This is a genomic window from Nocardia sp. NPDC059236 (assembly GCF_042754085.1).
Taxonomy (GTDB): Bacteria; Actinomycetota; Actinomycetes; order Mycobacteriales; family Mycobacteriaceae; genus Nocardia.
Genome location: NZ_JBHZAF010000001.1, coordinates 832,014 through 855,844 on the forward strand (window position 1 = coordinate 832,014; position 23,831 = coordinate 855,844).

A 23,831-nucleotide genomic window follows, 5' to 3' on the forward strand; every position below is an offset into this window, starting at 1 on the left:
TGTTCGAGGTTAGGCAAACTGGCCGCGACACGGTAACCCAAACAGAGGACACGCCAATGACATTCACAAATTCACATAGGAAACGGCATCGAACAACACCAAACGACACAGACTGCCAGAGGGCTCGAGATTCTCCCGGTGGTCCATCACCTCGACGGTTTCGCCCCCGGCCTGCGCCTACCTGGCTCCGCCGACGCCAGCCTAGCGATGATGGTCATGGCGGCCACCGGCCTGTTGCAGGCGGTGGAGGAGGGTGGCCTGGCGCTCACCGACGAGCAGGCCGTGAACGCCCTCACCCGATTCGTCTATCGCGGCCTCACCGGCCGCGATCTCGACTGACGAAAACCTCAGGGCACCAACACGATCGAACCGGTGGTCCGGCGTCCCTCCAGATCCCGGTGTGCCTGCCCGGCCTGCGCCAGCGGATAGCTGCCGCCGACCCGGATGTGCAGCGTGCCGTCGGCGATGGCGTTCATGATGTCGCCTGCGCGCCACAGCAATTCGGCCCGATCCCGGGTGTAGTGCGCCAGCGTCGGACGGGTCACGAACAGCGAGCCCAGTGGATTGAGCCGCTGTAGATCGAACGGCGGCACCGGCCCGCTGGCCGCGCCGAACAGCGCCACCATGCCGCGAATCCGGGTGGCGGCCAGGCTGGACTCGAAGGTGGAGGCGCCCACGCCGTCGTAGGTCGCGGCGACGCCCGCCCCGTCGGTCAGCTCCCGCGCCCGCGCCGCGATGTCCTCGTCATAGCGCAGCACCTCGGCCGCCCCGGCGTCCCGCGACAGCTTCTCCTTGTCGTCGGTCGACACCGTGGTGATCACCCGGACCCCGCGCGCCGCCAGCAGCTGCGTCAGGATCAGCCCGACACCACCGGCTCCGGCATGCACCAGCACGCTCGCGCCCGGCTCGGGCTTGTAGATCGACTCGATCAGATAGTGCGCCGTCATACCCTGCAACAGCGCCGACGCCGCCACCGGCGCATCCACGCCGTCCGGCACCGGAATCGCCACGGCCGCAGGCACGACCACCTGCTCGGCGTAACTGGCCGGCGCGGCCGCCCATGCCACCCGATCCCCGACCCGGAACTCGGTGACGTCGGGCCCGACCGCGGTGACCACACCGCTGCCCTCGGATCCCGGAATGTAGGGCACCGCCTGCGGGTACCGCCCGGTCCGAATGTAGGTGTCGATGAAGTTGATTCCGCTCGCCTGCGTCCGCACCAGCAACTGACCGGGCCCGGCCTGCGGGTCCGGCACCTCCACGTACCGCAGGACTTCGGGACCGCCGTGCTCGGAAACCTGGATGGCGCGCATGGAATCAGTCTTACATCGCCGCGGCCACGCGGTGCGCGGCGGCTCACGGAGTGTGAGATGTGCGGCGGTTCATGGACGCTGAATTACCCGTGGGTAAACTGCAGCGCATGAGCGCTACCACCGCCCCGGCATCCGAGAAGCTGTCGCCGTCCGTCGTGGATTCCGTGAAGGGATTCGTCGCCGAGCACGGCGGTTCCGCGACCGCGGTGCTGCAGCCCATCGGCCGCGTCGGCGTCCGCATCACCCTGGTCGGCGCCGACGGCGTCCTGGGTGACCGCGTCGTCGGGTCGATGGCGGCCGCCAAGTCCCTCGTGGAGACCGTGAACGGCCTGTCCGAGACCGAGGAGTGGGACCGCGAGCTCATCTCCAAGGTCACCCCGGCGAAGGGCCACTGGGCCAAGATGGCAGGCTGGGTCGCACACCAGAAGCGATTCCCCAAGGCGCGCAACGAGAAGTGACCGCGCCCGCAGCCGGCGGGGGCGGAAAGGACCGGATCGACGTGTCAGGGCGCGTGACCAAGCAAGCGCAACTGCGTTCGGCGCTCACCACCCTGTGCGCGAATCTGCGTCCCGGTGAAATGCTGCCCAGCGAACGCCAGTTGTGCGACGACTACCGGGTCAGCCGCATGACCGTGCGCGAGGTACTGGGTCAGCTCGAATCCGAAGGCGTCATCACGCGCGTTCCCGGCAAGGGCACCTTCGTGGCCGAGCGGGTGGCCCGTTCCCGGCTGCACATGGCCTCGTTCACCGACGACATGCGCCGGCTGGGCCGCACCCCGAGCACGGTGGTGCTGCACACCGATCATGCGGTGCCGCCGCCGGCCTCGGCGACGGCGCTGGGGCTGACCGCGAATACCAAGGCGTACCACCTGGTTCGGCTGCGGCTGGCCGACGGGCTGCCCATGTCCATCGACGACGGCTGGTACCGCGCCGATCTGCTGCCGGAACTCCTGGATCACGAACTGACGCAGTCGCTCTACGCGCTGTTCTCCCGCGAGTACGACTGCCCGATCGACCGGGCCGAGCAGAGCGTGCGCGCGGTGGCCGCCGACGAGCGGCACGCGGGCTGGCTGGGCACCGAAACCGGTTCGCCGCTACTGGCTTTCGACCGGATCTCGTATTCGCGCGACCGGGCCGTGGAGCACGCGCAGTCCTGGTACCGGGCCGATCGGTACCAGGTCTACATGACCGTCTCGGCCGAGGACAGCTGACCGGCCTACCGGCAAGGAATGAGCCGCCGCCCGATCGGGCAGCGGCTCAATTCTTTTCCGGTCTGGCGGAGTTCTTCCGTTCTCACATGGAGAACAGCAGCGAGCCCGCGGTGACCGGGCCGGTGAGCGCGTTCCGCGCCGATCCCGGGCTGCTGTCCATGACCACCACCGGCACGGCCGCGCTCAGGCCGAGGCGGCGAACGGCGTTGGGGGAGAAGGAGATCAGCGGATCACCCGCGGTGACCCGATCGCCCTCGGCGGCCTTCACCTCGAAGAGGTCCGGCTTGCCGACGGTGTCGATGCCGACGTGCAGCAGCACGCCGGTGCCGTCGTCGGTGACGATGACCGCGGCGTGCGGGTGCAGCTTCACGAGCGATCCGGTGACGGGGGCGACCACGGTGGTGGCGGCATCGGTGTCGAGGGGTTCGATGGCCACGCCCGCGCCCACCATCTCGGCCGAGAAGACCGGATCGGGGACCTCGGACAGGGGCATGGCGCGGCCGTCGAGCGGCGCGAGAATCTCGGTGCTCATGGCGGTCAGATCAAGTCGTTGATGTCTTCGGCCAGGGCGTCGGCGCTCGGCCCGACCACGACCTGAACCGCGTCACCCATCTTGACGACGCCGTGCGCGCCCGCGGCCTTCAGCGCCTTCTCGTCGACCAGGTTCGCATCCTTCACTTCGCAGCGCAGGCGGGTGATGCAGCCCTCCACCTCGACGATGTTGCCCGCGCCACCCAGTCCGGCGATGATCTGATCCACTTTCGACATTTTTCCTCCGTGCGTGTCGAGTAGACAAAGCTGGTTATAACCAGTATATGTCTGGTTATAACCAGTGACGCTAGCTGATCGTGAACAGTACGCGTGACTCCATTCACAGACTGAGGACCATCCATGGCCGATGCCGTCGAGAGCTCCCGCAAGAAGCTCGATCTATCCGGACTGCAGAAGCTCGGCCGCAGCTTGATGCTGCCGATCGCCACGCTACCCGCTGCCGGACTGTTGCTCCGGCTAGGACAGGACGACATGCTCGGCCGGTTCTCGCCGATGCGGTCCGCCGCCGCCGTACTCGCCGGTGCGGGCGGCACCCTGATCGACAACCTGCCGCTGCTGTTCGCGGTCGGCATCGCCATCGGCTGGGCGAAGAAGGCCGACGGTTCCACCGCGCTGGCGGCGGTAGTCGGCTACCTCGCCTTCACCGGTGTCCTCAAGGCCATGTCGCCGGTGGTGCTGGACGGCAGCTGCGGCCCGGTCCTGGGCTGGCTGTTCCGGGCGGCGCACTGGAACTGCCCGGTCGTGGACGTCGCAAAGGCCCCGGCCGCACAGCTCGTCAACTTCGGCGTCCTCGGCGGCATCGTGATGGGCCTGACCGCCGCCACGCTGTGGCAGCGCTTCCACCGCACGCAGCTGCCCGACTACCTGGGCTTCTTCTCCGGGCGTCGGCTGGTGCCGATCCTGACCGCATGCGCGGCCGTCGTGATCGGCGTGCTCATGTCGTTCATCTACCCCGCCTTCAACTCCGCGCTGACCTGGCTGGGCACCACCGTCGCCGACAACTCGGTCGCGGGCGGCGGCATCTTCGGCTTCGCCAACCGCATGCTGCTGCCGCTGGGCCTGCACCACATCATCAACTCGGTGGTCTGGTTCGTCATCGGCGACTACCACGGCGCGCACGGCGACATCCCGCGCTTCCTGGCCGGTGACCCCTCGGCCGGCACCTTCATGACCGGCTTCTTCCCGATCATGATGTTCGGCCTGCCCGCCGCGGCCATCGCCATCTGGCGCCACGCCCGCCCCGAGCACCGCAAGATGATCGGCGGCATCATGCTGTCCACCGGTCTGACCGCGTTCCTGACCGGCATCACCGAGCCGCTGGAGTTCTCGTTCATCTTCGTGGCCTGGCCGCTGCTGGTGATCCACGCCTTCTTCACCGGCACCTCGCTGGCGCTCACCAATGCGCTCGGGATCCACGACGGGTTCACCTTCTCCGCCGGTGCCATCGACTATCTGCTGAACTTCGGCAAGGCCACCCATCCGCTGCTGCTGATTCCGATCGGACTCGGCTACGCGGCCCTGTACTACGTCACCTTCAGCTTCATCATCAAGCGCTGGAACCTGCCGACACCCGGCCGGGAACCGGACGAGTCCGAGTTCGAGAAGGAGAACATCGCAGCATGATCACCCGCACCGCCGTAGTCGCGTCCGAGACCGGACTGCACGCCCGTCCTGCTGCTCTGTTCGCCAAGGCCGCCGGGGAAGCCGGTGTCCCCGTCCAGATCTCGGTCGGCGACAAGGACCCCGTCGCCGCCAACAGCCTGCTGCAGGTGATGACCCTGGGCGTCAAGCAGGGCGACACCGTCACCCTGCACGCCGAGGACGGCGCCGATGCGGCCCTCGATACGCTGGTCGCGATGCTGGAGACAGATCTTGACGCGTGAGGTGCGCGGTGTCGCCGCCGCTCCCGGGATCGCCGTCGGATCGGTGAAGTGGCTGGCGCCCGCGCCGGTCACCAGCCGGGACGACGCGCCCGGGAGTGACGTCGAGGCCGAAATCGCCCGTGCGGAGGCCGCTTTCGAGACGGTCGCCGGCCGGTATTCCGCCCAGGCCCTCGACGCGCAGGGCCCGGCGGCGGACATCTTGTTCATGACCTCGGCGCTGGCCGCGGATCCGGCACTGCTGGATCAGGTGCGCGCCGAGATCCGGGGCGGGACGCCGACCGCGCACTCGGTGACCGAGGCGGTGGCGCATTTCGGCGCGCAGCTGGCCGCGCTCGGCGGCATGATGGCCGAACGGGCCTCGGATCTGCGCGATGTGGGCCAGCGGGTGGTGGCCGAGTTGCTCGGGGTGGATCCGCCCGGGATACCGGACAGTGCAACGCCTTTCGTGCTCGCCGCACAGGATCTGGCGCCCGCCGACACCGCGACGCTGGACCCGGAGCGGGTCATCGGGCTGCTCACGGTGGCGGGCGGGCCGACCTCGCACACCGCCATTCTGGCCAAGGCGCTGGGTATTCCGGCCGTGGTCGCCGCACCGGACGCGGCCGGGATCGCCGAGGACACCGAAGTCGTGCTCGACGGCACGGCCGGCGTGGTCGAGGTCGAGCCGACCGCGGCGCGTCGCGAGGAAGTGCTCGCGCTGCGCGCCCGGCAGGCGGCCGCGCCGACCGGTCCCGGCCGGACCGCCGACGGGCAGGCCGTACCGCTGCTGGCCAATGTCGGCTCCGCGGCCGATGCGCGGCTGGCGGTCGAACTCGGCGCCGAGGGTGTCGGCCTGTTCCGGACCGAATTCCTGTTCCTGGACCGCAAGTCGGCCCCGACGGTGGCCGAGCAGACCGAGCAATACGCCGAGATCTTCCGAGTCATGGGCGACCGGCCCGTCACGGTCCGCACCCTCGATGCCGGATCCGACAAGCCGCTGCCGTTCCTCGACCTGCCGGATGAGGAGAACCCGGCGCTGGGCGTGCGCGGTCTGCGATTGAGCACTGTCGATGAGGGGACGCTGCTCGACCAGCTCACGGCCATCGACACCGCGGCCAGGCAGACCGGCACGCCGGTACAGGTGATGGCGCCGATGGTCGCCACCGCGGAGGAGGCGGGGTACTTCGCCGCCCGGGCCCGCGACGCCGGGATCGGCACCTGCGGCATCATGGTCGAAATCCCCGCCGCCGCACTGTGTTCGGAGCAGCTCGGCGCGGAGGTGGACTTCTTCTCCATCGGCACCAACGACCTGTCGCAGTACCTGTTCGGCGCGGACCGCATGGCGTCGTCGCTGGCGGCGCTGCACAATCCGTGGCAGCCCGCGCTGGCCGCGACCGTCGCCATGACGGTGACCGGGGCGCGCAAGCGCGGCGTCAAGGTCGGCGTCTGCGGCGAATCCGCGTCGAATCCCGAATTCGCCTGTGTGCTGGTGGGTCTCGGCGTCGAGACACTGTCCATGGCGCCCCGCTCGATCGCGGGCGTCCGGGCCCAGCTCGGCGAGGTCACCCTGGAGCAGTGCAGAGCGGCGGCGGCAGCGGTGCTGTCGGCCCGCACCGCCGACGACGCGCACCAGGCCGCGCGCCGGGCATTGGGGCGAGATACGTGACGACCACCCTGCGCGGCCGGGTCGTCACCCTCACCGAGGCGGGCGAGCTCGCCGACGGGGTGGTGTCGTTCGACGGGGCACGCCTCGACTATGTGGGCCCGGCAACGGGATTCGGCGGTGACCTGCCGGACCTGCCGGACGAGCCGCGGATCATCCTGCCGGGGCTGATCGACGTGCACTGTCACGGCGGCGGCGGATTCGGCTTCCCGGAAACCGATCCCGAGGGCGTGGCCGCTGCCGCGAACTTCCATCGCCGCCGCGGCACCACCACGCTGGTCGCCTCCCTCGTCTCCGCCACCGAGGCCGAACTGCGCGACCGCATCGACGTGCTCGGCAAGGCCATCGACGGCGGCCTGCTGGCGGGCATCCACCTCGAAGGCCCGTTCATCAGCGAGCATCGGCGCGGCGCCCACGATCCCGATCGGATCATCGCCGGTGATCCGGCGTTGCTGGAGCGGCTCCTCGACTACGCGGGCGGCCGCGTCGTGTCGGTGACCGTGGCCCCGGAGACGGCGAACTTCGACGCCCTCGCGGACGTGCTCGCCGACGCGAATGTGATTCTCTCCCTGGGACACACCGTCGCCGACTACGCGCAGTCCGTGCACGCTATGCGCCGCGGCGGGCGGGTGTCCATCACCCACCTGTTCAATGCCATGCCCGAGCTGGCGCACCGCGACGCCAACTTCCTCACCGCCGCCATGGCCGCGGCGGGACGCGGGGATGTGGTGGCCGAGGTCATCGGCGACGGCGTGCACCTGGCCGACGGCACCGTGCGCATGGTCTTCGACACCATCGGCCCCGACAATCTGGCCCTCATCACCGACGCCATGGCCGCGGCCGGGCAACCCGACGGGCGCTACCAGCTCGGCAGCCTGGATGTCGTGGTGCGGGAAGGCATCTCGCGCATCTACGACCCGGACGGGGAGGGCGCCATCGCCGGCGGCACCGCCACCGCCGCGGAAGTGCTGCGCCGCACCGTCTTCCACGCGGGCGTCGAGCTCACCGCGGCGGCCACCGCCGCGTGCGCCACCCCGGCCCGCCTGCTCGGCGTGGCCGACGACATCGGCGCGCTGGCTCCGGGCATGCGCGCCGACGTCCTGGTCGCCGACCACCACCTCAACCCCGTGACCGTGTACAAGGACGGAGCGCTATGGAACTTGTGATCACCGACAACGCGGCCGAGGCCGGTGTGCTGGCCGGCCGCATCATGGCCGACCACGTGCGCCGCGGCGCCCGCGCCATCGGGCTTGCCACGGGCTCCTCACCGCTGGGCGCCTACCGGGAGCTCATCCGGCAGTATCGCGAGGAGGGCCTCAGTTTCGCGGGCGTGCAGGCGTTCCTGCTCGACGAGTACATCGGCCTGCCGCCGGGACATCCGCAGTCCTACCGGCGATTCATCCGTGACGAGTTCACCGCGCACGTCGACTTCGCCGACACCGACGTCCACAGCCCCGACGGCAATGCCGCCGACATCCCGGCGGCTGCGGCCGCCTACGAACGCGCCATCGCCGAGAGCGGGCCCATCGCCGTGCAGATCCTGGGCATCGGCGCGAACGGGCACATCGGCTTCAACGAGCCGGGCTCCTCGCTGCGCTCGCGCACCCGGGTCAAGACCCTGACCCCGGCGACCCGCGAGGACAATGCCCGCTTCTTCGACGACGACCTGGCGCAGGTGCCCACCCACGTCCTCACCCAGGGCCTCGGAACCATCGGCGACGCCGGCCATCTGCTCATGATCGCCACCGGCGCGGGCAAGGCCGAGGCGGTCGCCGCCGCGGTGGAGGGCCCGCTCTCCGCGTTCTGCCCGGCGTCGATCCTGCAGATGCACCCGCACGTCACGGTCATCGTGGACGCGGACGCGGCGGCGCGCCTGAAGGCCGCCGACTACTACCGGTTCGCGGTGGCGAACAAGCCCTCCTGGCAGAGCTTCTGAACCCTACGTGCCCTGCTGCATGGCGGTGAACGGGGCCATGTCGAAGTAGTCGCGCCAGGCGGCGATCCGGCCGTCGCGGACCTCGAACACCCCGGTCACCGGCAACTCGATGTGGTTGTCGCCGAGGGTGAATCGGTCGGTGCGCTCGTTGAGCACGACAGTGCCGGTGACGGCCTGGTGGTGGATGGTGAAGTCGATGCCGCCGAACGCGCCGATGAAGCCGCGCAGGAACTCCAGGATCGCGGCCTTGCCGACGAACGGCTGCATCGGAATGTTGTGGTAGACGGCGTCCTCGGTGAAGAACTCGGCGATGGATTCCGGTGTGCCGGTACGCCATTCGGCGCACAGCGCGGTGACGACCTCGGCGGGGGTCAGGGTCGTGTGGTCGATGCTCACTGCGGTGGGAGACCTTTCGTGCGGGTGACCTGAACTGCAGGGGTCAAATTTCCCGGCGACCCCGACGGTGTCAAGGGTGGTCTCGCAGTGAGACTTTCACCCGTCCGCGTCTCGGTGTTTCAGGACGTCAGCGCTCCACCCAGGATCGCGGTCACCATGGCGTGCACGGCCTCGGTCTCGGGTCGGGCCGCGGTGCGGTCGGCGAAGAGCAGGTGTCCCGATCCGATCAGCGTGCGAGCGAGCAGATCGGTGTCGCAGGTGGCCGCGAGGCGGCCGGTGTCGACCTCTGCGGCGAGGTATCCGGCGATCAGCTCGGTGGCCTCGGTCAGGACGGGGACGCCGACCGGCCGGCGCTTCCGCAGCCGGGCGCGCAGCTCGTCCCGATAGGTGACCAGGCTGACGATGGCCACCGCCACCGTCTCGAACACGGCGGTCAGCGCCTCGGTGAGATTGCCCGGCACCGTGGCCTGCCCGGCCCGGTCGCGCAGTGCGGCGCCGAGCCGCTCCACCCGGACGATCCGGTCCTCGACCAGCTCGGCGAGGAACCCGTCGAAGTCTGCGAAATGCCGGTGCAGCACGCCTTTCGCGCACCCGGCCTCGGCGGTGACGGACCGGCTCGTCAGCCCGCTCGGCCCGTCCCGCAACAGAATCCGCTCGGCCGCGTCGAACAACTGCTCCCGTGCATCCCGAATGGCCACCCCGGTGGGCACCCCGCACTCCTTCACGTCGGCCGGACCCAATCCAGTTGCGGAGTGGGCAAGTGCCCACTTAAAGTGGGCGCATGGTCACTCTACCGCCCTCGGGCCCCGAACCCGCAGCCCAGAGCCCCCATCGAGCCCGGCACATCGCGGAGTCGTTCGGTATCGACGCCGCCCGCTATGACCGCACCCGCCCGGCGTATCCCGCCGCCATGATCGAGCGCATCCTCGCGGCAAGCCCCGGCAAGGACGTCCTCGACGTCGGCTGCGGAACCGGTATTGCGACCAGGCAGTTCCGCGATGCCGGATGTACGGTGCTCGGCGTCGAACCTGATGCCCGCATGGCCGATTTCGCTCGCGAAACCGGCGTCGACGTGGAGGTCGGCACCTTCGAGGAGTGGGATCCGGCCGGCCGCACCTTCGACGCGGTGATCGCCGGAACCGCTTGGCACTGGGTCGATCCGGTGCGGGGCACGGCCCGGGCGGCGCAGGTCCTGCGTCCCGGCGGCCGGCTCGCCGCCTTCTGGCCCCTCGCCCAGCTGCCGCCCGACGCGGCGGCGGCCTTCGCCGCGGTCTATCGCCGCCTGCTGCCGGACACACCCGTCGCGCGGGTCGCGGATCGCCCCGCCCTCGAGATCTACCAGCCGATACTCGACACGGTGGCCAGGGGAATCCGCGAATCCGGAGCCTTCACCGACCCCGAGCAGTGGCAGTTCGAGTGGCGCCGCACCTACACCCGCGACGAATGGCTCGACCAGATCCCCACCCACGGCACCCTCACCCAGGCCCCACCCGACACCCTCACCGCCGTCCTCGACGGCATCGGCACGGCGATCGACGCCCTCGGCGGCGCCTTCACCGCCTCCTACGCCACGGTCGTCGTGACAGCCGCACTGCGACCCGGCCGATCCGCCCCGGTCGCACCGAGCTGATCCGGAAAAGCCTGCGCGGGTTCGTGATCGAGCAGCTCGACGCAGTCCGGTCACTTGCTCGGCTGTGCACCGCGACCCCTGCTGCCTGCGTCCGGGAGCGTCCGCATTGCCGGGTCCCTGCTCACCGTGCCCGTTCGCGTGCACCCGTTGCCGTGGCCGTCCGGCGTGCGATCAGGTGATCCGGGATAGCTTGTGCGGGTTGGTGATCGAGTAGATCGTCTGGATCCGGGTACCGGCCGGGTCCAGGTCGACGACGACGGCCGCCAGGGGGCTCTCGTCGGAGAACACCAGGACGCAGGGGTCTTCGGCCACCCAGCGGTAGCGAATGGCTAGGTGCCCGGCGGGGAGGTCGGCGGCCACGGCCATGAAGACCGCGGCGACCCGGTCGCGGCCGTGGACGGGTTCCAGGCTCTGGGCCCGGCCCGCGCCGCCGCTGTCGGTCCACAGGGTGACATCGGGGGCGAGGACCTCGAGCATGGTGGCGAGGTCACCGCGCAGGGTGGCCTCGGCCAGTCGCTCGCTCAGCCCGGCCTGGAAGTGCTGGTCGCGCCGGCGAGGCCGGCGCTCGTGGATGTGCTTGCGGGCGCGGGAGGCGAGCTGGCGGACCGCGGTGGGGGAGCGGTCGAGCATGGCCGCGATCTCGGGGTGGCCGAAGCCGAACACATCGTGCAGGACGAAGACCGCGCGCTCCAGCGGGGACAGGGTTTCCAGGACCACGAGGACCGCCATGGACAGCGATTCCTTGCGTTCCACGACGCCGGACACCTCGTCCTCGGCGGTGACCAGCGGTTCGGGAAGCCAAGGGCCGACATAGGTTTCGCGTCGTTTGCCGATCTCGGTGCGCCGCGCCAGGGCGTGATTGGCGACCACCCGGACCAGGTAGGCGCGGGCATTGTCGACCGGTGCCGCGGTGGGGTCACGGTGCCGTGCCGCCCACGCCAGCCATGCCTCCTGCAGCACGTCTTCGGTATCGGCGACGCTGCCGAGCATGTTGTATCCGACCGCGAACAGCAGTTCGCGGTAGTCGAGAAAGCGCGCGGTGACCTCGTCGGAGGCCGCGTGCGGTGGCTGTGCCGTCATGATTCGTCTCCCTTCTCTCGCCACCGAAGAGCCGGGCGGCCCGGAAACTGTGACATGGTGGCCCGGATCGTGTTCCGCGTCACCGAAACCCGCGCCCATGTCACTGTTCGCGGTCACCGCGCCTCTGTGTTGTCGTCCGGGGAGGGTCCCCGGGGCAGAGGAGACCGACCATGACCACCACACCCTCCGGCGCGGACCGCGCCCTGTTCATCCGGGCCGGCGAGGCCGAACAGCTGCCGGGCCTGGGCGTGCACCTGTATGCCGACCACGATATGACCGGCGGAAAGCTCAGCGCCAACCGCGCGGTCCTGCCCGCCGGCACCGACGGCCCGCCGCCGCACTTCCACACCACGTCCGCGGAGCTGTTCTTCCTGCTGGGTGGCACGCTGCGGGTGCTGGCCGGGGAGGAGATCCTCACCATGGGCGAGGGGGATTTCCTATTGGTTCCGCCCGCCATGGTGCACGCGTGGGCCGCCCCCGCCGATTCGGCGGCCGATGCGTTGATCGTGTTCACGCCCGGCATCGAACGCTTCGAATATTTCCGGATGGGTGAGCGGCTCCGCCGCGGCGACGGAGATCCGCTCGAAATCCTGCGCACCCAGGAGCGTTTCGACAATCACTTCGTCGACAGCCCGCTCTGGCGCGAATCCCGGATCGACCCGGCGGCGGTCGAACCATGGCCGCAGCGCCGATAATGAACCGGTGACCGAGCGTGCAGCGAGCCGGACAGCGGTCCTGGTCTGCCAGGGCCGCGCCGTGGCGGCCGGGCGAATGGGCGTCGGGCGGTTCTCCGACCCGGTCGCGGTCGAATTATTGGTCGACGGCGAACGCGAACTGGTCGATCTCGTGCGCGCGGGCGCGGTGCCGAAGGGGTTCGGCGCGCGGATGGAGTACGAATTGCTCTCCGCCACTTCGGAAGTGCTGGCGGCCCGCACGGTCGCCATCGACGAGGCGGTGCGGGAGAGTGCGCATCCGCAGCTGGTGATTCTGGGCGCGGGGCTGGACGCGCGCGCCTGGCGCATGCCCGAACTGGCGGGAGTCGCCGTGTTCGAGGTGGATCATCCGGCGTCCCAGACCGAGAAGCGGGAACGGCTCGGGGAGCGGGAAGCCCTCGCGGACGTCCGTTTCGTCCCGGTCGATTTCGGTAGGGACTCCCTCGGGGCCGCCCTCACCACGGCCGGCCACGACGAGACCCGGCCCACCACCTGGATCTGGGAGGGCGTCGTCCCCTACCTGACGCCCGCCGAGGTCGCCGAGACCGTCTCCGAGGTGGCGAAGCGCAGTGCCCCCGGCAGCCGCCTGATCATCACCTACCCGACCCCCAATCGGGCGCACCACTACGGCCGCAAGGCCATGGAGCTGTTGCTGTCCGTGTCCGGCCGCACCAATCCCATGGCCGGTGAACCGCAGCGTTCGAGCTGGACCCCCGAGGCGATGGCCGCAGTGCTCGCCGAGCGCGGCTTCTCCGTCACCGACGACCGCGACCTGCAATCGGTCGCCATCGAGGCGGGAATCGAGGGCAAACGCACGTCGGTCCGCGCCGGCGGTCACATCGTCATCGCCGATCGGCGCTGACCCTGGTCAGTTCAGCGTGACGACCCAGGAGCCGTTGCAACCGCGGTTGGTGTCGCGGTTCGGGTCGTAGTTCCACACCGTCTGCAGGTCCGAGTCCTTCTGAATGTTGAAATCACCCGTCGGCGACTGCACCGGCTCACCGTTGTACAGCAGCAGGCTCAGATCGTTCGGGTAGATCGTCCAGGACCCGTTGTAGCCCGCCGGGTAGTTCATGGTCACCGTGGTGGTGCGGCCGGCGTGGTTCTGCACCACGATGCACGAATTCGGATGATTGGACTGAGCCTGGGCCGGTGCCGCGGCCAGCACGATGGCCGCCACCCCGACCGCAGCAGCGGCCACCGGTGCCGCTGCCTTCGCCACCAGACCACGTCCGCCGTTGGGAACGTTCCACATGATGCCTGACCTCCGTTTGAATTCCACCGCCCGAATGGCTGATTGGATGAGACGAAGTTATCCACCGCACCCAGCGGGACTCTTATGAAATCCTTGTCGCCGCGACCCGGCGATTGTCGTCCCCTTCCATCGGATCGGCAGCGATCAGGCCCAGCCGTTCCCGCACCGCGGGCACCGAGATATCCACGTGCCCAATCGCGATCTCGCGAGTCCGTTCTTCGCAATCCGTGAGGCATAGCCACATGCTCGTTCTGAGCTGAGCCGCAACGTGATTCGCGGCAGGCCGAGCGCGCCGACCTGCTTCCGGTGTCGGTGGGCGTGGATATCGTGTTGTGACGGCGCTGATTTCGGTGCCGCCACGCGAGCAGGGGGGTACGCGAATGCTGGTCATCAACGGCGATGGAAGCCGAGTTCCGGGGACCAGAAGGAAGTGCCGGACTGGCTGCGGATCTGGAACGGCGACTACAGGATCGGCGGCATCGCCATCTCGGGGTGCTACATCCCCGACCGGCGCCCCGGCACCTCCAGCAACGCCACCGAGGCCGACCTGGTGATCATCACACCCCAGCTGTGCGTGGTGATCCAGGTCGAGGGCCTCACCGAACCGGTCGACGGCCAGATGACGTGCCCGGCCGACGGCCCGTGGACGCACTCCGCCATCGAGGGTCCTCCGGTGCACGTGCGGCGCAACGACACCAACCCGCTGGACCGGGTGAGCGCGGGCACCGTCAACCTGAAGAACCTGACCCGCCAGGACCGCATCGGCGACACGTTCGTCTCCGGCCTGGTGCTGGTGACCCCGCCCGACGGGCACACCCTCACTCTGGCCACGACCTGGATGCCCACGGGCATCGACGTCCGGGTGGGCACCCTGTCCGATCTGCGCTTGTGGTTCTACATCCGCGCCGCCCGCCGCCCGCCCGTCTGGACTGCGGAGCAGGTCCACGCCCTGCTGCGCGCCCTCAACCTTGCCGATACCGTCTCCTTCGCGGATCTTGCCGCCGAGGGCTTTGCCTGCGCCGCACCATCACCGAGCCCGGCCGCCGGGGCGCGATCCGCACGGCCCGCGCCGACCCTCGCGGGCAATCCGTGGCTTGACCTGGCCGATGACCCGAGAGCATCGTTCCGCGCGTCGCGAGGTACGGGCCGGTGGCGCCGTCGTTTCCTCCGCCGACCCGCCACCGGCGGCGAGTCGTAACCCGAGCCCTCAGCGCGGTGCTGATGCTCGAGCGCCGGCCATTGGCGCTACCAGGTGATCGCCTGGGGGCCATCGACCCATCGGCTGTTCTGGTGAACCGGGACTTCGCTCGTCATACGGGGATTGTTCGACGGGGCCGCAGGGGTGTGCGGTCGCGGAATGCTTCGATTGCCGCAGCGACTTCGAATGGTGTTGTGGCGTGGGCGATGTCGTCTCGGTAGAGCACCCGCTCGGCGACGGCGTCCAGGTCGAATCCCCAGACCATCGACATGAGGGGATTGATGAAGAGTTCGGCACTTTGGGCGCGGGTGCGGGCCAGGGAGTGGTGATCACCGAATTCGCCGCGGGCGGCGTCGGTGATCGACGCGCAGACGATGCTCTCCTTACCCGGGGTGTGCTGCTGAACCCAGTCGACGGCCGTCAGCCAGGCATCGACGGCCGCGATGCCGGGGGTGAGAGCGAAGACGCCGTGATATGCGCCGAGTCGGGCAAGTGCGGCAACGTTTTCCAGGAAATGCGCGTGGCAGACACCATGGTGGGCATCGACGCCGAACCCGACACAAACGGCCAGCTTGACGGGCAGGTCGAGCGCCTGCGCCGCCAACAGGCTGGTCACATCCTCGACCGGTGTACCCAATCCGGCTTCATCACCGGTCATCAGGAGATCCGTACCCCCATCGACCAACACCAACCCGTCGAGCCGGCGTTCGCGAGCCAACCACGCGTAGGCCGCCCGGACATCGGCGGGCCCACCCTTGCGAATCAGGAACACCCGATCCGGAAAGCCGTTGTCGCGCAACCACACCGCGAGGTGCTTCTCCGGAAAGTACGCGTCCGCACCCGCGGTCTCCGCATCGATGTCGAACAGCCCGGGCGCGACCTGCCGGGCCGTGGTCCGCGTGACCGGTGTGAACGTGAGATTCGCCAGCACCACCGACTTGCCCTGCTCCTGTAGCGCGAACGCCATCGGCAAGCCACTGAGCACGTCGAACCCGCCCCCGGCTCCAGCGACCAGGACCCGCTCGCAATCCCGCAGTCGATGCAGTGCCGGTGTGTCGAACAGCGAGAGCGCACCCATCCGTCGAAGTATTCAGCACTTCCGCCGTCCGTGCCCGATCTCGCGGGCGGATCAGCCGACCGTCATCCCCGAATTCGACTGTGCGACTCCGCTGCTCATCCATGAGCTCGCCGATCTCGCCTCCGAGGCCCAGATCTTGATGGGTGCCGCACTTCATTTCGTCGACGGGCTGGCTCCCGGTGTCGCGTATGCGGATTCGATGAATGGGCGGACGAGGTCCAGGAACTGCTCAGGGGCGGAGGAGAAGGGCAGGTGGCCGGTGGGGAGGACCTGGAGCTCGGAGCCGGGGATCAGGGCGTGGGCTTTCCTGCCGTAGCGGAGGGGGAGGACCGGGTCGCGGCGGCCCCACACGATCAGGGTCGGTGCCGCGATTTCGGTTGCGCGGCCGGTGAGGTCGTAGCGGGGATCGTTGAAGCTGTGCCACAGGGCGGAGTAGGTGGTGCGGCCGATGTCGGTGCCTGCCACGCGGATCGCGCGCTCTACGACGGCGTCGTCGTGCGGGGTCACGGGTTTCATGTAGTTGCGGATGCTGTGCGGGAGCCAGCGGCGGGCCACCAGAGCGGAGCCGTAGAGGTTGCAGTAGGCCCGGGTCAGCGGCGTCTGCCGGACGAAGCCGCCGGTGTTGACGAGGACGAGCCCGGCGACGCGCGCGGGTTGTTCCAGCGCCAGGCAGGCTGCCGCGAATCCGCCGACCGAACTGCCGATGAACACGGCGTGATCCAGCTCGAGTGCGGTGACCACCTCGGCGAGCGTGTCGGCGATCCCGGCGGCGGTGATGGTCGAATTCGGTTCGGACGCACCGTGTCCCGGCCAATCGATGGCGATCACCCGATGCTCCGCGGCCAATGCCGGGAGGATCGGATCGAAGTCGTGGTGGTCGTGCAGGGTGGCGTGCAGCAGGACCACGGTGGGCCCTGTGCCGATGTCTTCGTAGGCCAGTCGTCCGGCCGACGTGCGCATGATGTGCATACGCAACAACCCTTCATTCGATTGTGGTGACCGATCGGTCGTTCACTGACCAGTCGGTCGGTCAAGTATGATGTGACCATACAATCGGTCCGAAACACACGCAAGGGGGACGCCGAATCGCCTGTCGCGCAATGCAGGGCGAGCCGGCGCGGCGCCCGGTGAGGGTTGAATCTGATGAATCTGCGGGAGGATTCCGCCGCGCGCACCCGCGCCGCGCTCGTCGACAGCGGCCTGCTGCTGGCCGAGCGGCTGGGACTCGGCGGTGTGAGTGTGAACGTCCTGGTGGCCGAGCTCGGCGTCTCGAAAGGCACGTTCTTCCATCATTTCGGCACCCGCGCCAACTACCTGCTGGCCCTGCATCGCGAATTCCACGAGCGCCTGCAGGCCGTAATCGACTCCGCCACCTCCGGTCTCGCCCCGGGCCTGGACCGTCTCCTGGCCGGATCCACCGCCTACCTCGACGCCTGCCTGCGCGACCGCGGCGTCAAGGCCCTGCTCCTCGAAGCCCGAGCCGAACCTCTGATCGTGGACGAGGTGACGGCTCGCAACACCGACAACGCCGCGCTGATCGAACCCGATTTCGAGGTCCTGGGCTGGCCGCACCCGGAGGCAGCCGCCCGGTTGTGGGTCGGCTTGGTCGCCGAAGCCGCCCTGCTGGAATTGCAGGCCGGCCACGAGCAGAGTTCGGTGCGAAACGCCCTGAGGCGGTTCCTCCCCGCCTGAGACCCGCCCGGCCCCATTTTCGCCCCCCACGGTGGTCCACCCTGCACGAGCCAAACTCTCTGCGATCCTGAGTGTGGCTCTTGCGCTGTGCGGCGCGCGCCCGATCGGCTCCGGGCTCAGTCGGCTGCGCAGAGCGCGGTGTCGAACGCCTTCTGGAGGGCAGCGGTGACGGTGGGATCCGAGGGCCGGAGATTGGCGATGAGGGTGACCGCGCGGCCGTCCGGGGTGACGGCGTTGAAGGTTCGGAAGCCGGGGACGGAACCGCCGTGTCCCCACACCTGTATGCCACACGGTGCGGGGGTGGTGGTCAATCCGAGGCCGTACGAGTAACCCGGGCGGTTGGTCAGCGGTTTCGGATCGGTCCGCATGGCGGCCACCTGGGCCGGGGGCAGCAGGTTCCCGGTGAGGAGCGCACCGAAGAACCGATTCGCATCGGAGCCGGTGGAGATCAGCGCACCGGCGCTGCCCGCCCACGACGGATCGAATCGGGTGACGTCGGTCGGTTTCCCGTCGACCGCCTCGTAGCCCTGCGGGTGGGGACTGCGGAGGTCGGTGTCGCCGGCGGCCGGGAAGTAGGTGTCGCGCAGCCCCAGCCGGTCGATGACGCGGTGCGTGACTTCCTCGCCCACCGGGTGCCCGGTCACGCGTTCCACGATCATGCCGACGATGAGGTAGTTGGTATTGCTGTATTCGGCTTTCGCGCCCGGCTCGAAGTCCGCGGGCAGGGTCATGGCGCGACGGACCAGGTCCGCCGTGTCGAAGTGCATGGTCAGCAGATCGGGCGAATTACCTTGCAGCTCGGGCAGTTCCAGATACTCGGGCAGACCGCTGGTGTGCTGCATGAGATTCCGGACCGTGATCCGGTTGCCGTCGATGCCCGCACCCTGAACGACGCCGGGCAGGTAACGCTCGACAGGCGCGCCCACATCCACCGCACCCTCCGCGACGAGCTGCATCATGACGGTCGCGACGAACGCCTTGGTATTGCTGCCGACTCGCACATGCGCGCTCCGCGGAAAGGCCGCGCCGGTAGCGACGTCACCGACACCCGAGGTCGCACTCCACTCCCGGTCGTGCTCGGTCACGACCACCTGCACCCCGGGAACTCCCGCCGCCACGGCCGCGTCCAGGGCGCGCCCGACCTCCGCACGCGCATCGGCCGACAACGGCCCTCCCGGCTGTCGCGCCGCATCATCACCGCAGGCCCCCACCGCGCAGACCACTGCGGCGACCGCGACCGCAGCGGCAATCCGGCGAACGAGCCTCATATGCTCCCCTTCTGGCGTAGTGGCCACGAGCGCTCGGCCGGAACGCGCTGCTGCGCCGCCGGATTCGCAACTCGCGGAGGTCGATAACCGGATGGTAGCTCCGAGCCGCGATCCGGGCATCACCCGCAGCGCTCACCCGAGCTCATCCCTGAGGCGTAGCGCTGGTCAGGGAAAACCCGCTGTCCCGTCGTAGGGGGGCGAGATCACCGTCAGAGCCGGTAATGAGAGGCGACGGCGTCTTGGCCGGTGTAGTTCGGGCCGGCGTGGGCATCGGCGCCGGCGTAGGTGAATTCCCACCGGGGGAGGGCCCGGCCGTTGCAGGTGAGGCGGTCGCGGTTCATGGCGGAGTTCGCGACTACCGCAGTCTGTTCCAGGTGGGCGTCGTCGAGTAGCTCGGGCACACAGGACATCCTGCCGGGTGCGGTCGACGGCGGTGCGGAGCCGCCGACCGATTCAGGCGGCGGCCTTGTCCGCGGGCGCCGGGGCCGAGGTGGGGAGGGGTTCGCGGGTGCGCATGGCGGCCCAGAGGGCGGCGGTGGCGGCGGTGCAGGCGGCGGCGCCGCCGACGTGGACGGCGACCAGGGCGGCGGGCACGTGGGTGAAGTACTGGACGATGCCGACCAGGGCCTGGGAGCAGACCAGGGCGATCACCAGGATGAGGCGGTTGCGGATGGTCTTGTTCATGCCGACCGCGGCCAGGCCGCAGGCGAGGCCGACGAGCAGGGCCAGGTAGGCGACCAGGAGTTCGGCGTGCAGATGGACCAGCGTGACGATCTCGACCTGCAGGCGTTCGACCGGCTTCTCGACGCTCTTGTCGCCCGCGTGCGGACCCGCGCCGGTGACCAGGGTGCCCGCGATCAGCGTTCCGGTGAGAGCCAGACCGGACAGGGCGGTCAGCAGCCGCAGCGGCTTGGGAACCTGAACCGTGTCGATACCGTCGTCGGGTTCCCCGACCTTGGCCCACAGCAGCGTCGCCAGCCACACCATCAGCATGGACGCCAGCAGGTGCACCGCGACCGTCCACCACAGCAGCCCGGTGCGCACGGTGATCCCGCCGATCACGGCCTGCAGCACGGTGCCGCCGGGCATCAGCCACGCGTACACCTGGACCTCGCGCCGCCGCCGCGCCCGGGTGACCGCGAGCACGATGGCCGCCGCGGCCAGCGACACCACGAAAGTGAGCATGCGGTTGCTGAATTCGACCACCTGGTGCAGCACCGGCACCTCGGCCACCGCGGTCGGCACGAAGCTGCCGGGGAAGCACTGCGGCCAGGTGGGGCAGCCCAGGCCCGACGCGGTGACGCGGACGACCGCGCCGGTCACCGAGATTCCGGCCTGGGACAGGATGACCAGGAAGGCGAGGAGTCGCTGCACCCGCAGGGAAGGCATCGGGAACAGGTCGGCAAGTCGCTGGAAGGCGCGAGACAGCACGCACCGATGGTAACGGGGCCGCATTTCGCCCCGTCACCGGCCCTACTACAACGTGTCGTTAAACACCTGGGCGGGCGCGAACTTTCGAGGTGACCGCCGCCCGGACGGCCTCAATCGAACTTGAAGAACCGGGTGGCCAGCCACCCCGCGAGCCCGCCCCAGCCGGCCAGCACCGCGAGCCCGTACCAGTCGATGCTGGTGCGCATCGCCTGCTCCAGGCACTCCGACAGCGCCCCGGACGGAATGATCCGCGCGATCAGGCTCACCGCGTGCGGCAGGTCGTCGGACATGAACACCAGGCTCGCGGTCCCGAGCATGACGAACCACAGAATGTTGGCGAGCGCCAGCACCACCTCGGCCTTGAGCGTCCCGCCCAGCAGCAGGCCCAGCGCCGCGAAGGTCGCCGTCCCGAGCGCGATCACCACCGCGCCCAGCAGCAGCCCGGTCAGCGACGGCCGCCAGCCGAGCGCGAACCCGATGGCCCCCAGCAGGATCGACTGCAGCACCACCACGATCAGCACCGCCGAGCACTTGCCCGCGACAATGCCCCACCGCGGCAGCGGCGTCGCCCCGAGGCGCTTCAATGCCCCGTATCGCCGATCGAAGCCGACGGCGATCGCCTGCCCGGTGAACGCGGTCGACATGATCGCCACCATCATCACCGCGGGCACCACCCGGTCCACCCGGTGCTCGCCGAGCCCGCTCATCGGCAGCAGGGTCAGCCCGATCAGCAGCGTGATCGGAATGAACATGGTCAGCAGCAGCTGTTCCCCGTTGCGCAGCAACAGGATCAGCTCCATGCGCGTCTGCGCCGCCAGCATCTTGGCGCGTGTGGTCGGCTGCGGCGCGGGGGAGAAGGTGCCCGGCGCGAATCGGTTCACGGTCTCGGTCATCCGCGGAGCTCCCGCCCGGTCAGTTCGAGGAACACGTCTTCCAGCCGGCGCTGGTCGATGCGAATGTCGGTGGGCAGCACGTCGATTCGCGCGCACCACGCGGTCATGGTGGCCAGCACCTGCGGGGTGATGTCGCCCTGCAGCAGGTACGAACCGGGCGCGGTCTCGCGCGGGGTGAACCCTTCGGGCAGTGCGGCTTCCAGTAGCGACAGGTCGAGTTTGGGTGGTGCGGTGAACGCCAGCCGGCCCTCGGCTCCGTGCGAGGTGACCTCGGCGGGCGTGCCCTGCGCGACGACCTGCCCGTGGTCGATGATCACCAGCTGATCGGCCAGCTGCTCGGCCTCGTCCATCATGTGCGTGGTCAGCAGCACGCTGACCCCGTCGCGGCGCAGCGCGTCGATGAGCTCCCACACCAGATGCCGTGCCTGCGCGTCCAATCCGGCGGTCGGCTCGTCGAGGAACACGATCTCCGGCCGCCCGACCAGCGCGCACGCCAGCGCGAGCCGCTGCTGCTGCCCGCCCGAGAGCCGCCGATACGGCGTCCGCCGAGCGTCTTTCAGTCCGAGCGTGTCCAGCAGCCAGGCCGGGTCCAGCGGGTTCGCCGAATAGGAGGCGACGAGATCGAGCATCTCCCCGGCCTTGGACCCCGGATACGCGCCGCCGCCCTGCAGCATCACGCCGATGCGCGGTCGGAGCTGATCGGAGTCGGCGATCGGGTCCAGGCCCAGCACCCGCACGGTCCCGGCGTCGGGAGTCACGAAGCCTTCGCACATCTCGGTGGTGGTGGTCTTGCCGGCGCCATTGGGTCCGAGCAGGGCCAGCACCTGTGCGCGTTCGATATCGAAGCTGATGCCGTCGACCGCGGTGGTCTCGCCGTAGCGTTTCACGACGCCGTCGACGCGTACGGCGGGTCCGGAAGCTGCGGTCACGATGAGACACCGTAAGGCGTGGGCTGCTGTGACCGAGCCGACACCCCCGGCTGATTGCGCCACGGCAGCACATTTCGGGTGAGGAAGATCAGCGACAGGCCCACGATCACGGTGGCGATGGCGGATTCGACGATCTGGAAGACGTAGAAGTCCGCGCCGCGCGGCATGACCATCACCGACACCACGACCGACAGCACCACCGCCGGTACCCGGAACGCGGGCCGGTTGGCCCACGCGGCGAGGGGCACGATCGCCCACAGCAGGTACCAGGGTTGCACCACCGGGAACAGCAGCACGATCGCGCCGAGTGAAACACCCAGCGCGCCGATCGCATTCAAGCGCCCGGTCCAGGCGGCGATGAGCATGCGGATGGTCACGAAGGCCGCCACGAGCTCCGCGATGGGTCGGGTGATGTCGAGCAGGGCGGTGGTGTGATCGCCGAGCCCGAGCAGCACGCCGCCGAATCCGGTGATGATTCCGACGGCGGTCGGCAGCGACAGGTAACTGCGCACGGAGGTGGCGGTGCCGACGGTATTGACCCAGCCGAATCCGAGTCCGCTGGCATAGCTGACCGAAAGTGTCGTGACCACGGCGATGACACCGAGTACACCGCCGGCGACGAGTACCGGTTTGAGCCCGCCTCCCCACCGCCGCGCCAGCGCCATGCCCACGAATCCGAGGCTCACCAGGGAGATGATCTTCACTGACGAGGACAACGTGATCAGCACGGCACCGAAAACCAGCAGCGCCCAAGCCCTTTGATTGAACTGCGGGCAATCGTCGATGGCGCGCAGGCAGAATTCCAGGCCCGCCAGCATCAGCCCGAGCATGAGCGCGTCATTGTGCACGCCGCCGACCAGGTGGAACAGCACCAGCGGGTTGGCCGCGCCCAGCCACAGCGCGCTCACCCCCGCGATTCCGCAGCGTCGCGACAGTCGCGGCAGCGCCCATACCATCAATGCCACGCCCGCCAATGCCAGCAACCGATGCATCCACACCCCGAGAAGGATGTTGTCGCCGGTGATCTGCGCGATGCCGCGTCCCATCCACAGGAACAGCGGCCCGTAGGGCGCGGAGGTGTCCCGCCAGATGGTGGGGACATTGTTGGTGAGCACATTGTTGAGCCCGAGCCCGGCCACCGGGCCGACCGAATACGGGTCCATGCCCCGGGCGGCGATTTCGCTCTGTGCCAGGTACGAATAGACGTCGTTGCTGAACATGGGCGGTGCGACGCTGAGCGGAATGATCCACAGCAGCAGCGTCCGATCCATCTGCGAGCGGCTGAGCCGGTGGCGTGGATCCCCGCCCCAGCCGCCGACGGCGAAGCGGCCCAGCAGCAGCCACGCCATGATCACCAGGATGGTGCCGATCATGCACATGGCCAGCGTCGAGGTGCCGGCCCGTGCGAAGAACCCGAGCACCCGCATGCCGGAGATCGGATTCTGGTGCACCGGTTGGGCTCCGACACCCAGCGCGGACACCGCCATGATCACGGCCCCGGTCGCGCCGAGCAGCCGGATCCGCATCAATTGCAGGGTTTCGCGCCGGTCCAGGCCGGGCCGGTCGGCGTCGACGCCGTGCAGGACGGCGACGGTGTGATCGGCGGCGGGAACGTCCAGGCCCAGGGCCCGGCGTCCGATATCGATGACTCTGCGCCGCGCGCCTTCCACTACCGCCACAGCTGCGAAGCCTAGTCCGGAGCCGCGGGTCGGACGCCGATCGCATGGCCGTA

At 69.3% G+C, this 23,831-nt stretch carries 28 protein-coding genes; 13 read left to right on the forward strand and 15 right to left on the reverse strand.

All coding sequences use genetic code 11. The annotated features are described in order from the left end of the window. The first annotated feature begins 138 nt into the window (after positions 1–138). Positions 139–339, forward strand: coding sequence for a hypothetical protein (locus ACFXIV_RS04450; protein WP_379401874.1), 201 nt, complete (start codon positions 139–141; stop codon positions 337–339). 8 nt (positions 340–347) lie between these two features. Here ACFXIV_RS04450 and ACFXIV_RS04455 read toward each other — a convergent pair whose 3' ends face one another. After that, the gene (locus tag ACFXIV_RS04455; protein ID WP_379401875.1) at positions 348–1,313 is read right to left on the reverse strand and encodes a quinone oxidoreductase family protein; all 966 of its coding nucleotides are present in this window, start codon (positions 1,311–1,313) and stop codon (positions 348–350) included. 107 nt (positions 1,314–1,420) lie between these two features. Between ACFXIV_RS04455 and ACFXIV_RS04460 the strand changes: the two genes are divergently transcribed. Both ACFXIV_RS04460 and ACFXIV_RS04465 read left to right on the forward strand, forming a co-directional pair. Continuing rightward, positions 1,421–1,771 (forward strand): hypothetical protein, encoded by a 351-nt coding sequence (locus tag ACFXIV_RS04460; RefSeq protein ID WP_379387206.1) that lies wholly within the window; start codon positions 1,421–1,423, stop codon positions 1,769–1,771. A gap of 53 nt (positions 1,772–1,824) precedes the next feature. Further along, positions 1,825–2,523, forward strand: coding sequence for a GntR family transcriptional regulator (locus ACFXIV_RS04465; RefSeq protein ID WP_357003337.1), 699 nt, complete (start codon positions 1,825–1,827; stop codon positions 2,521–2,523). Positions 2,524–2,605: 82 nt separating this feature from the next. Here the strand turns inward: ACFXIV_RS04465 and ACFXIV_RS04470 are convergent, their stop codons facing one another. Together ACFXIV_RS04470 and ACFXIV_RS04475 are read right to left on the reverse strand one after the other, a co-directional pair. Then, positions 2,606–3,055: a PTS glucose transporter subunit IIA gene (locus ACFXIV_RS04470; protein WP_379401877.1), complete on the reverse strand. Its 450-nt coding sequence runs from the start codon at positions 3,053–3,055 to the stop codon at positions 2,606–2,608. Positions 3,056–3,060: 5 nt separating this feature from the next. Next, a complete protein-coding gene (locus ACFXIV_RS04475; RefSeq protein WP_379387209.1) occupies positions 3,061–3,291 on the reverse strand; it encodes a glucose PTS transporter subunit EIIB in 231 nt (76 codons plus the stop codon). A 123-nt stretch (positions 3,292–3,414) separates the two neighbouring features. Between ACFXIV_RS04475 and ACFXIV_RS04480 the strand changes: the two genes are divergently transcribed. Genes ACFXIV_RS04480 through nagB form a run of 5 tightly spaced genes read left to right on the forward strand, consistent with a single transcriptional unit; the run spans position 3,415 to position 8,536 of the window. Next, a complete protein-coding gene (locus ACFXIV_RS04480; protein WP_379387210.1) occupies positions 3,415–4,698 on the forward strand; it encodes a PTS transporter subunit EIIC in 1,284 nt (427 codons plus the stop codon). Then, complete coding sequence (locus ACFXIV_RS04485; RefSeq protein ID WP_364612775.1) at positions 4,695–4,958, forward strand: HPr family phosphocarrier protein; 264 nt, start codon at positions 4,695–4,697, stop codon at positions 4,956–4,958. Before ACFXIV_RS04480 ends, ACFXIV_RS04485 begins: the two co-directional genes overlap by 4 nt. Then, the gene (gene ptsP / locus ACFXIV_RS04490; RefSeq protein WP_379401878.1) at positions 4,948–6,603 is read left to right on the forward strand and encodes a phosphoenolpyruvate--protein phosphotransferase; all 1,656 of its coding nucleotides are present in this window, start codon (positions 4,948–4,950) and stop codon (positions 6,601–6,603) included. The genes ACFXIV_RS04485 and ptsP overlap by 11 nt, the downstream gene beginning before the upstream one ends. Next, positions 6,600–7,766, forward strand: coding sequence for an N-acetylglucosamine-6-phosphate deacetylase (locus tag ACFXIV_RS04495; protein ID WP_379401879.1), 1,167 nt, complete (start codon positions 6,600–6,602; stop codon positions 7,764–7,766). The genes ptsP and ACFXIV_RS04495 overlap by 4 nt, the downstream gene beginning before the upstream one ends. After that, positions 7,754–8,536: a glucosamine-6-phosphate deaminase gene (gene nagB / locus ACFXIV_RS04500; RefSeq protein WP_379401880.1), complete on the forward strand. Its 783-nt coding sequence runs from the start codon at positions 7,754–7,756 to the stop codon at positions 8,534–8,536. The genes ACFXIV_RS04495 and nagB overlap by 13 nt, the downstream gene beginning before the upstream one ends. Before the next feature lie 3 nt (positions 8,537–8,539). Here nagB and ACFXIV_RS04505 read toward each other — a convergent pair whose 3' ends face one another. Both ACFXIV_RS04505 and ACFXIV_RS04510 read right to left on the reverse strand, forming a co-directional pair. Continuing rightward, positions 8,540–8,911 carry a limonene-1,2-epoxide hydrolase family protein gene (locus tag ACFXIV_RS04505; protein WP_379401983.1) on the reverse strand — a complete coding sequence of 124 codons (372 nt, stop codon included), beginning with the start codon at positions 8,909–8,911 and terminating at the stop codon, positions 8,540–8,542. A gap of 140 nt (positions 8,912–9,051) precedes the next feature. Next, the gene (locus tag ACFXIV_RS04510) at positions 9,052–9,642 is read right to left on the reverse strand and encodes a TetR/AcrR family transcriptional regulator (RefSeq protein ID WP_379401881.1); all 591 of its coding nucleotides are present in this window, start codon (positions 9,640–9,642) and stop codon (positions 9,052–9,054) included. A gap of 71 nt (positions 9,643–9,713) precedes the next feature. Between ACFXIV_RS04510 and ACFXIV_RS04515 the strand changes: the two genes are divergently transcribed. Then, positions 9,714–10,562 (forward strand): class I SAM-dependent methyltransferase, encoded by an 849-nt coding sequence (locus ACFXIV_RS04515; RefSeq protein WP_379401882.1) that lies wholly within the window; start codon positions 9,714–9,716, stop codon positions 10,560–10,562. Positions 10,563–10,733: 171 nt separating this feature from the next. Here ACFXIV_RS04515 and ACFXIV_RS04520 read toward each other — a convergent pair whose 3' ends face one another. Further along, on the reverse strand, positions 10,734–11,642 hold the full coding sequence (locus tag ACFXIV_RS04520; protein WP_379401883.1) for a sigma-70 family RNA polymerase sigma factor: 909 nt from the start codon (positions 11,640–11,642) through the stop codon (positions 10,734–10,736). Positions 11,643–11,812: 170 nt separating this feature from the next. On the opposite strand from ACFXIV_RS04520, the gene ACFXIV_RS04525 reads away from it, so the two are divergent. Both ACFXIV_RS04525 and ACFXIV_RS04530 read left to right on the forward strand, forming a co-directional pair. After that, positions 11,813–12,337: a cupin domain-containing protein gene (locus ACFXIV_RS04525; protein ID WP_379401884.1), complete on the forward strand. Its 525-nt coding sequence runs from the start codon at positions 11,813–11,815 to the stop codon at positions 12,335–12,337. Between the two features lie 7 nt (positions 12,338–12,344). Further along, positions 12,345–13,217 carry a class I SAM-dependent methyltransferase gene (locus ACFXIV_RS04530; RefSeq protein ID WP_379401885.1) on the forward strand — a complete coding sequence of 291 codons (873 nt, stop codon included), beginning with the start codon at positions 12,345–12,347 and terminating at the stop codon, positions 13,215–13,217. A gap of 6 nt (positions 13,218–13,223) precedes the next feature. Here ACFXIV_RS04530 and ACFXIV_RS04535 read toward each other — a convergent pair whose 3' ends face one another. Next, positions 13,224–13,610 carry a hypothetical protein gene (locus tag ACFXIV_RS04535; RefSeq protein ID WP_379401886.1) on the reverse strand — a complete coding sequence of 129 codons (387 nt, stop codon included), beginning with the start codon at positions 13,608–13,610 and terminating at the stop codon, positions 13,224–13,226. Between the two features lie 430 nt (positions 13,611–14,040). Here ACFXIV_RS04535 and ACFXIV_RS04540 point away from each other — a divergent pair, with 430 nt between their 5' ends. Next, positions 14,041–14,808 carry a hypothetical protein gene (locus tag ACFXIV_RS04540; RefSeq protein ID WP_379401887.1) on the forward strand — a complete coding sequence of 256 codons (768 nt, stop codon included), beginning with the start codon at positions 14,041–14,043 and terminating at the stop codon, positions 14,806–14,808. 112 nt (positions 14,809–14,920) lie between these two features. On the opposite strand, the gene ACFXIV_RS04545 is transcribed toward ACFXIV_RS04540, so the two are convergent. Together ACFXIV_RS04545 and ACFXIV_RS04550 are read right to left on the reverse strand one after the other, a co-directional pair. Next, positions 14,921–15,886: a DUF1152 domain-containing protein gene (locus ACFXIV_RS04545; RefSeq protein ID WP_379401888.1), complete on the reverse strand. Its 966-nt coding sequence runs from the start codon at positions 15,884–15,886 to the stop codon at positions 14,921–14,923. A 153-nt stretch (positions 15,887–16,039) separates the two neighbouring features. Further along, positions 16,040–16,855 (reverse strand): alpha/beta fold hydrolase, encoded by an 816-nt coding sequence (locus tag ACFXIV_RS04550; RefSeq protein WP_379401889.1) that lies wholly within the window; start codon positions 16,853–16,855, stop codon positions 16,040–16,042. Between the two features lie 174 nt (positions 16,856–17,029). Here ACFXIV_RS04550 and ACFXIV_RS04555 point away from each other — a divergent pair, with 174 nt between their 5' ends. Then, a complete protein-coding gene (locus tag ACFXIV_RS04555; protein WP_379401890.1) occupies positions 17,030–17,578 on the forward strand; it encodes a TetR/AcrR family transcriptional regulator in 549 nt (182 codons plus the stop codon). Between the two features lie 116 nt (positions 17,579–17,694). On the opposite strand, the gene ACFXIV_RS04560 is transcribed toward ACFXIV_RS04555, so the two are convergent. The 6 genes from ACFXIV_RS04560 to mptB all read right to left on the reverse strand — a co-directional run bounded on the left by ACFXIV_RS04560 (position 17,695) and on the right by mptB (position 23,778). Then, positions 17,695–18,846 (reverse strand): serine hydrolase domain-containing protein, encoded by a 1,152-nt coding sequence (locus ACFXIV_RS04560; RefSeq protein WP_379401891.1) that lies wholly within the window; start codon positions 18,844–18,846, stop codon positions 17,695–17,697. A gap of 209 nt (positions 18,847–19,055) precedes the next feature. After that, positions 19,056–19,247: a hypothetical protein gene (locus ACFXIV_RS04565; RefSeq protein WP_379401892.1), complete on the reverse strand. Its 192-nt coding sequence runs from the start codon at positions 19,245–19,247 to the stop codon at positions 19,056–19,058. A gap of 52 nt (positions 19,248–19,299) precedes the next feature. After that, positions 19,300–20,277 carry a heme A synthase gene (locus ACFXIV_RS04570; RefSeq protein ID WP_379401893.1) on the reverse strand — a complete coding sequence of 326 codons (978 nt, stop codon included), beginning with the start codon at positions 20,275–20,277 and terminating at the stop codon, positions 19,300–19,302. 110 nt (positions 20,278–20,387) lie between these two features. Then, positions 20,388–21,170 (reverse strand): ABC transporter permease, encoded by a 783-nt coding sequence (locus tag ACFXIV_RS04575; RefSeq protein WP_379401894.1) that lies wholly within the window; start codon positions 21,168–21,170, stop codon positions 20,388–20,390. Beyond that, positions 21,167–22,099, reverse strand: a complete 933-nt coding sequence (locus tag ACFXIV_RS04580; protein WP_354846689.1) for an ABC transporter ATP-binding protein — start codon at positions 22,097–22,099, stop codon at positions 21,167–21,169. The genes ACFXIV_RS04575 and ACFXIV_RS04580 overlap by 4 nt, the downstream gene beginning before the upstream one ends. Next, positions 22,096–23,778 carry a polyprenol phosphomannose-dependent alpha 1,6 mannosyltransferase MptB gene (mptB, locus tag ACFXIV_RS04585; RefSeq protein ID WP_379401895.1) on the reverse strand — a complete coding sequence of 561 codons (1,683 nt, stop codon included), beginning with the start codon at positions 23,776–23,778 and terminating at the stop codon, positions 22,096–22,098. The genes ACFXIV_RS04580 and mptB overlap by 4 nt, the downstream gene beginning before the upstream one ends. Between the last annotated feature and the right edge of the window lie 53 nt (positions 23,779–23,831).

Excerpts from the sequence above, each read along its gene's own strand:
- ACFXIV_RS04455 (WP_379401875.1), bottom strand. The coding sequence starts at position 1,313 with ATGCGCGCCATCCAGGTTTCCGAGCACGGCGGTCCCGAAGTCCTGCGG.
- ACFXIV_RS04460 (WP_379387206.1), top strand. The coding sequence starts at position 1,421 with ATGAGCGCTACCACCGCCCCGGCATCCGAGAAGCTGTCGCCGTCCGTC.
- ACFXIV_RS04470 (WP_379401877.1), bottom strand. The coding sequence starts at position 3,055 with ATGAGCACCGAGATTCTCGCGCCGCTCGACGGCCGCGCCATGCCCCTG.
- ACFXIV_RS04475 (WP_379387209.1), bottom strand. The coding sequence starts at position 3,291 with ATGTCGAAAGTGGATCAGATCATCGCCGGACTGGGTGGCGCGGGCAAC.
- ACFXIV_RS04480 (WP_379387210.1), top strand. The coding sequence starts at position 3,415 with ATGGCCGATGCCGTCGAGAGCTCCCGCAAGAAGCTCGATCTATCCGGA.
- ACFXIV_RS04485 (WP_364612775.1), top strand. The coding sequence starts at position 4,695 with ATGATCACCCGCACCGCCGTAGTCGCGTCCGAGACCGGACTGCACGCC.
- nagB (WP_379401880.1), top strand. The coding sequence starts at position 7,754 with ATGGAACTTGTGATCACCGACAACGCGGCCGAGGCCGGTGTGCTGGCC.
- ACFXIV_RS04515 (WP_379401882.1), top strand. The coding sequence starts at position 9,714 with ATGGTCACTCTACCGCCCTCGGGCCCCGAACCCGCAGCCCAGAGCCCC.
- ACFXIV_RS04520 (WP_379401883.1), bottom strand. The coding sequence starts at position 11,642 with ATGACGGCACAGCCACCGCACGCGGCCTCCGACGAGGTCACCGCGCGC.
- ACFXIV_RS04525 (WP_379401884.1), top strand. The coding sequence starts at position 11,813 with ATGACCACCACACCCTCCGGCGCGGACCGCGCCCTGTTCATCCGGGCC.
- ACFXIV_RS04535 (WP_379401886.1), bottom strand. The coding sequence starts at position 13,610 with ATGTGGAACGTTCCCAACGGCGGACGTGGTCTGGTGGCGAAGGCAGCG.
- ACFXIV_RS04545 (WP_379401888.1), bottom strand. The coding sequence starts at position 15,886 with ATGGGTGCGCTCTCGCTGTTCGACACACCGGCACTGCATCGACTGCGG.
- ACFXIV_RS04550 (WP_379401889.1), bottom strand. The coding sequence starts at position 16,855 with ATGCACATCATGCGCACGTCGGCCGGACGACTGGCCTACGAAGACATC.
- ACFXIV_RS04555 (WP_379401890.1), top strand. The coding sequence starts at position 17,030 with ATGAATCTGCGGGAGGATTCCGCCGCGCGCACCCGCGCCGCGCTCGTC.
- ACFXIV_RS04560 (WP_379401891.1), bottom strand. The coding sequence starts at position 18,846 with ATGAGGCTCGTTCGCCGGATTGCCGCTGCGGTCGCGGTCGCCGCAGTG.
- ACFXIV_RS04575 (WP_379401894.1), bottom strand. The coding sequence starts at position 21,170 with ATGACCGAGACCGTGAACCGATTCGCGCCGGGCACCTTCTCCCCCGCG.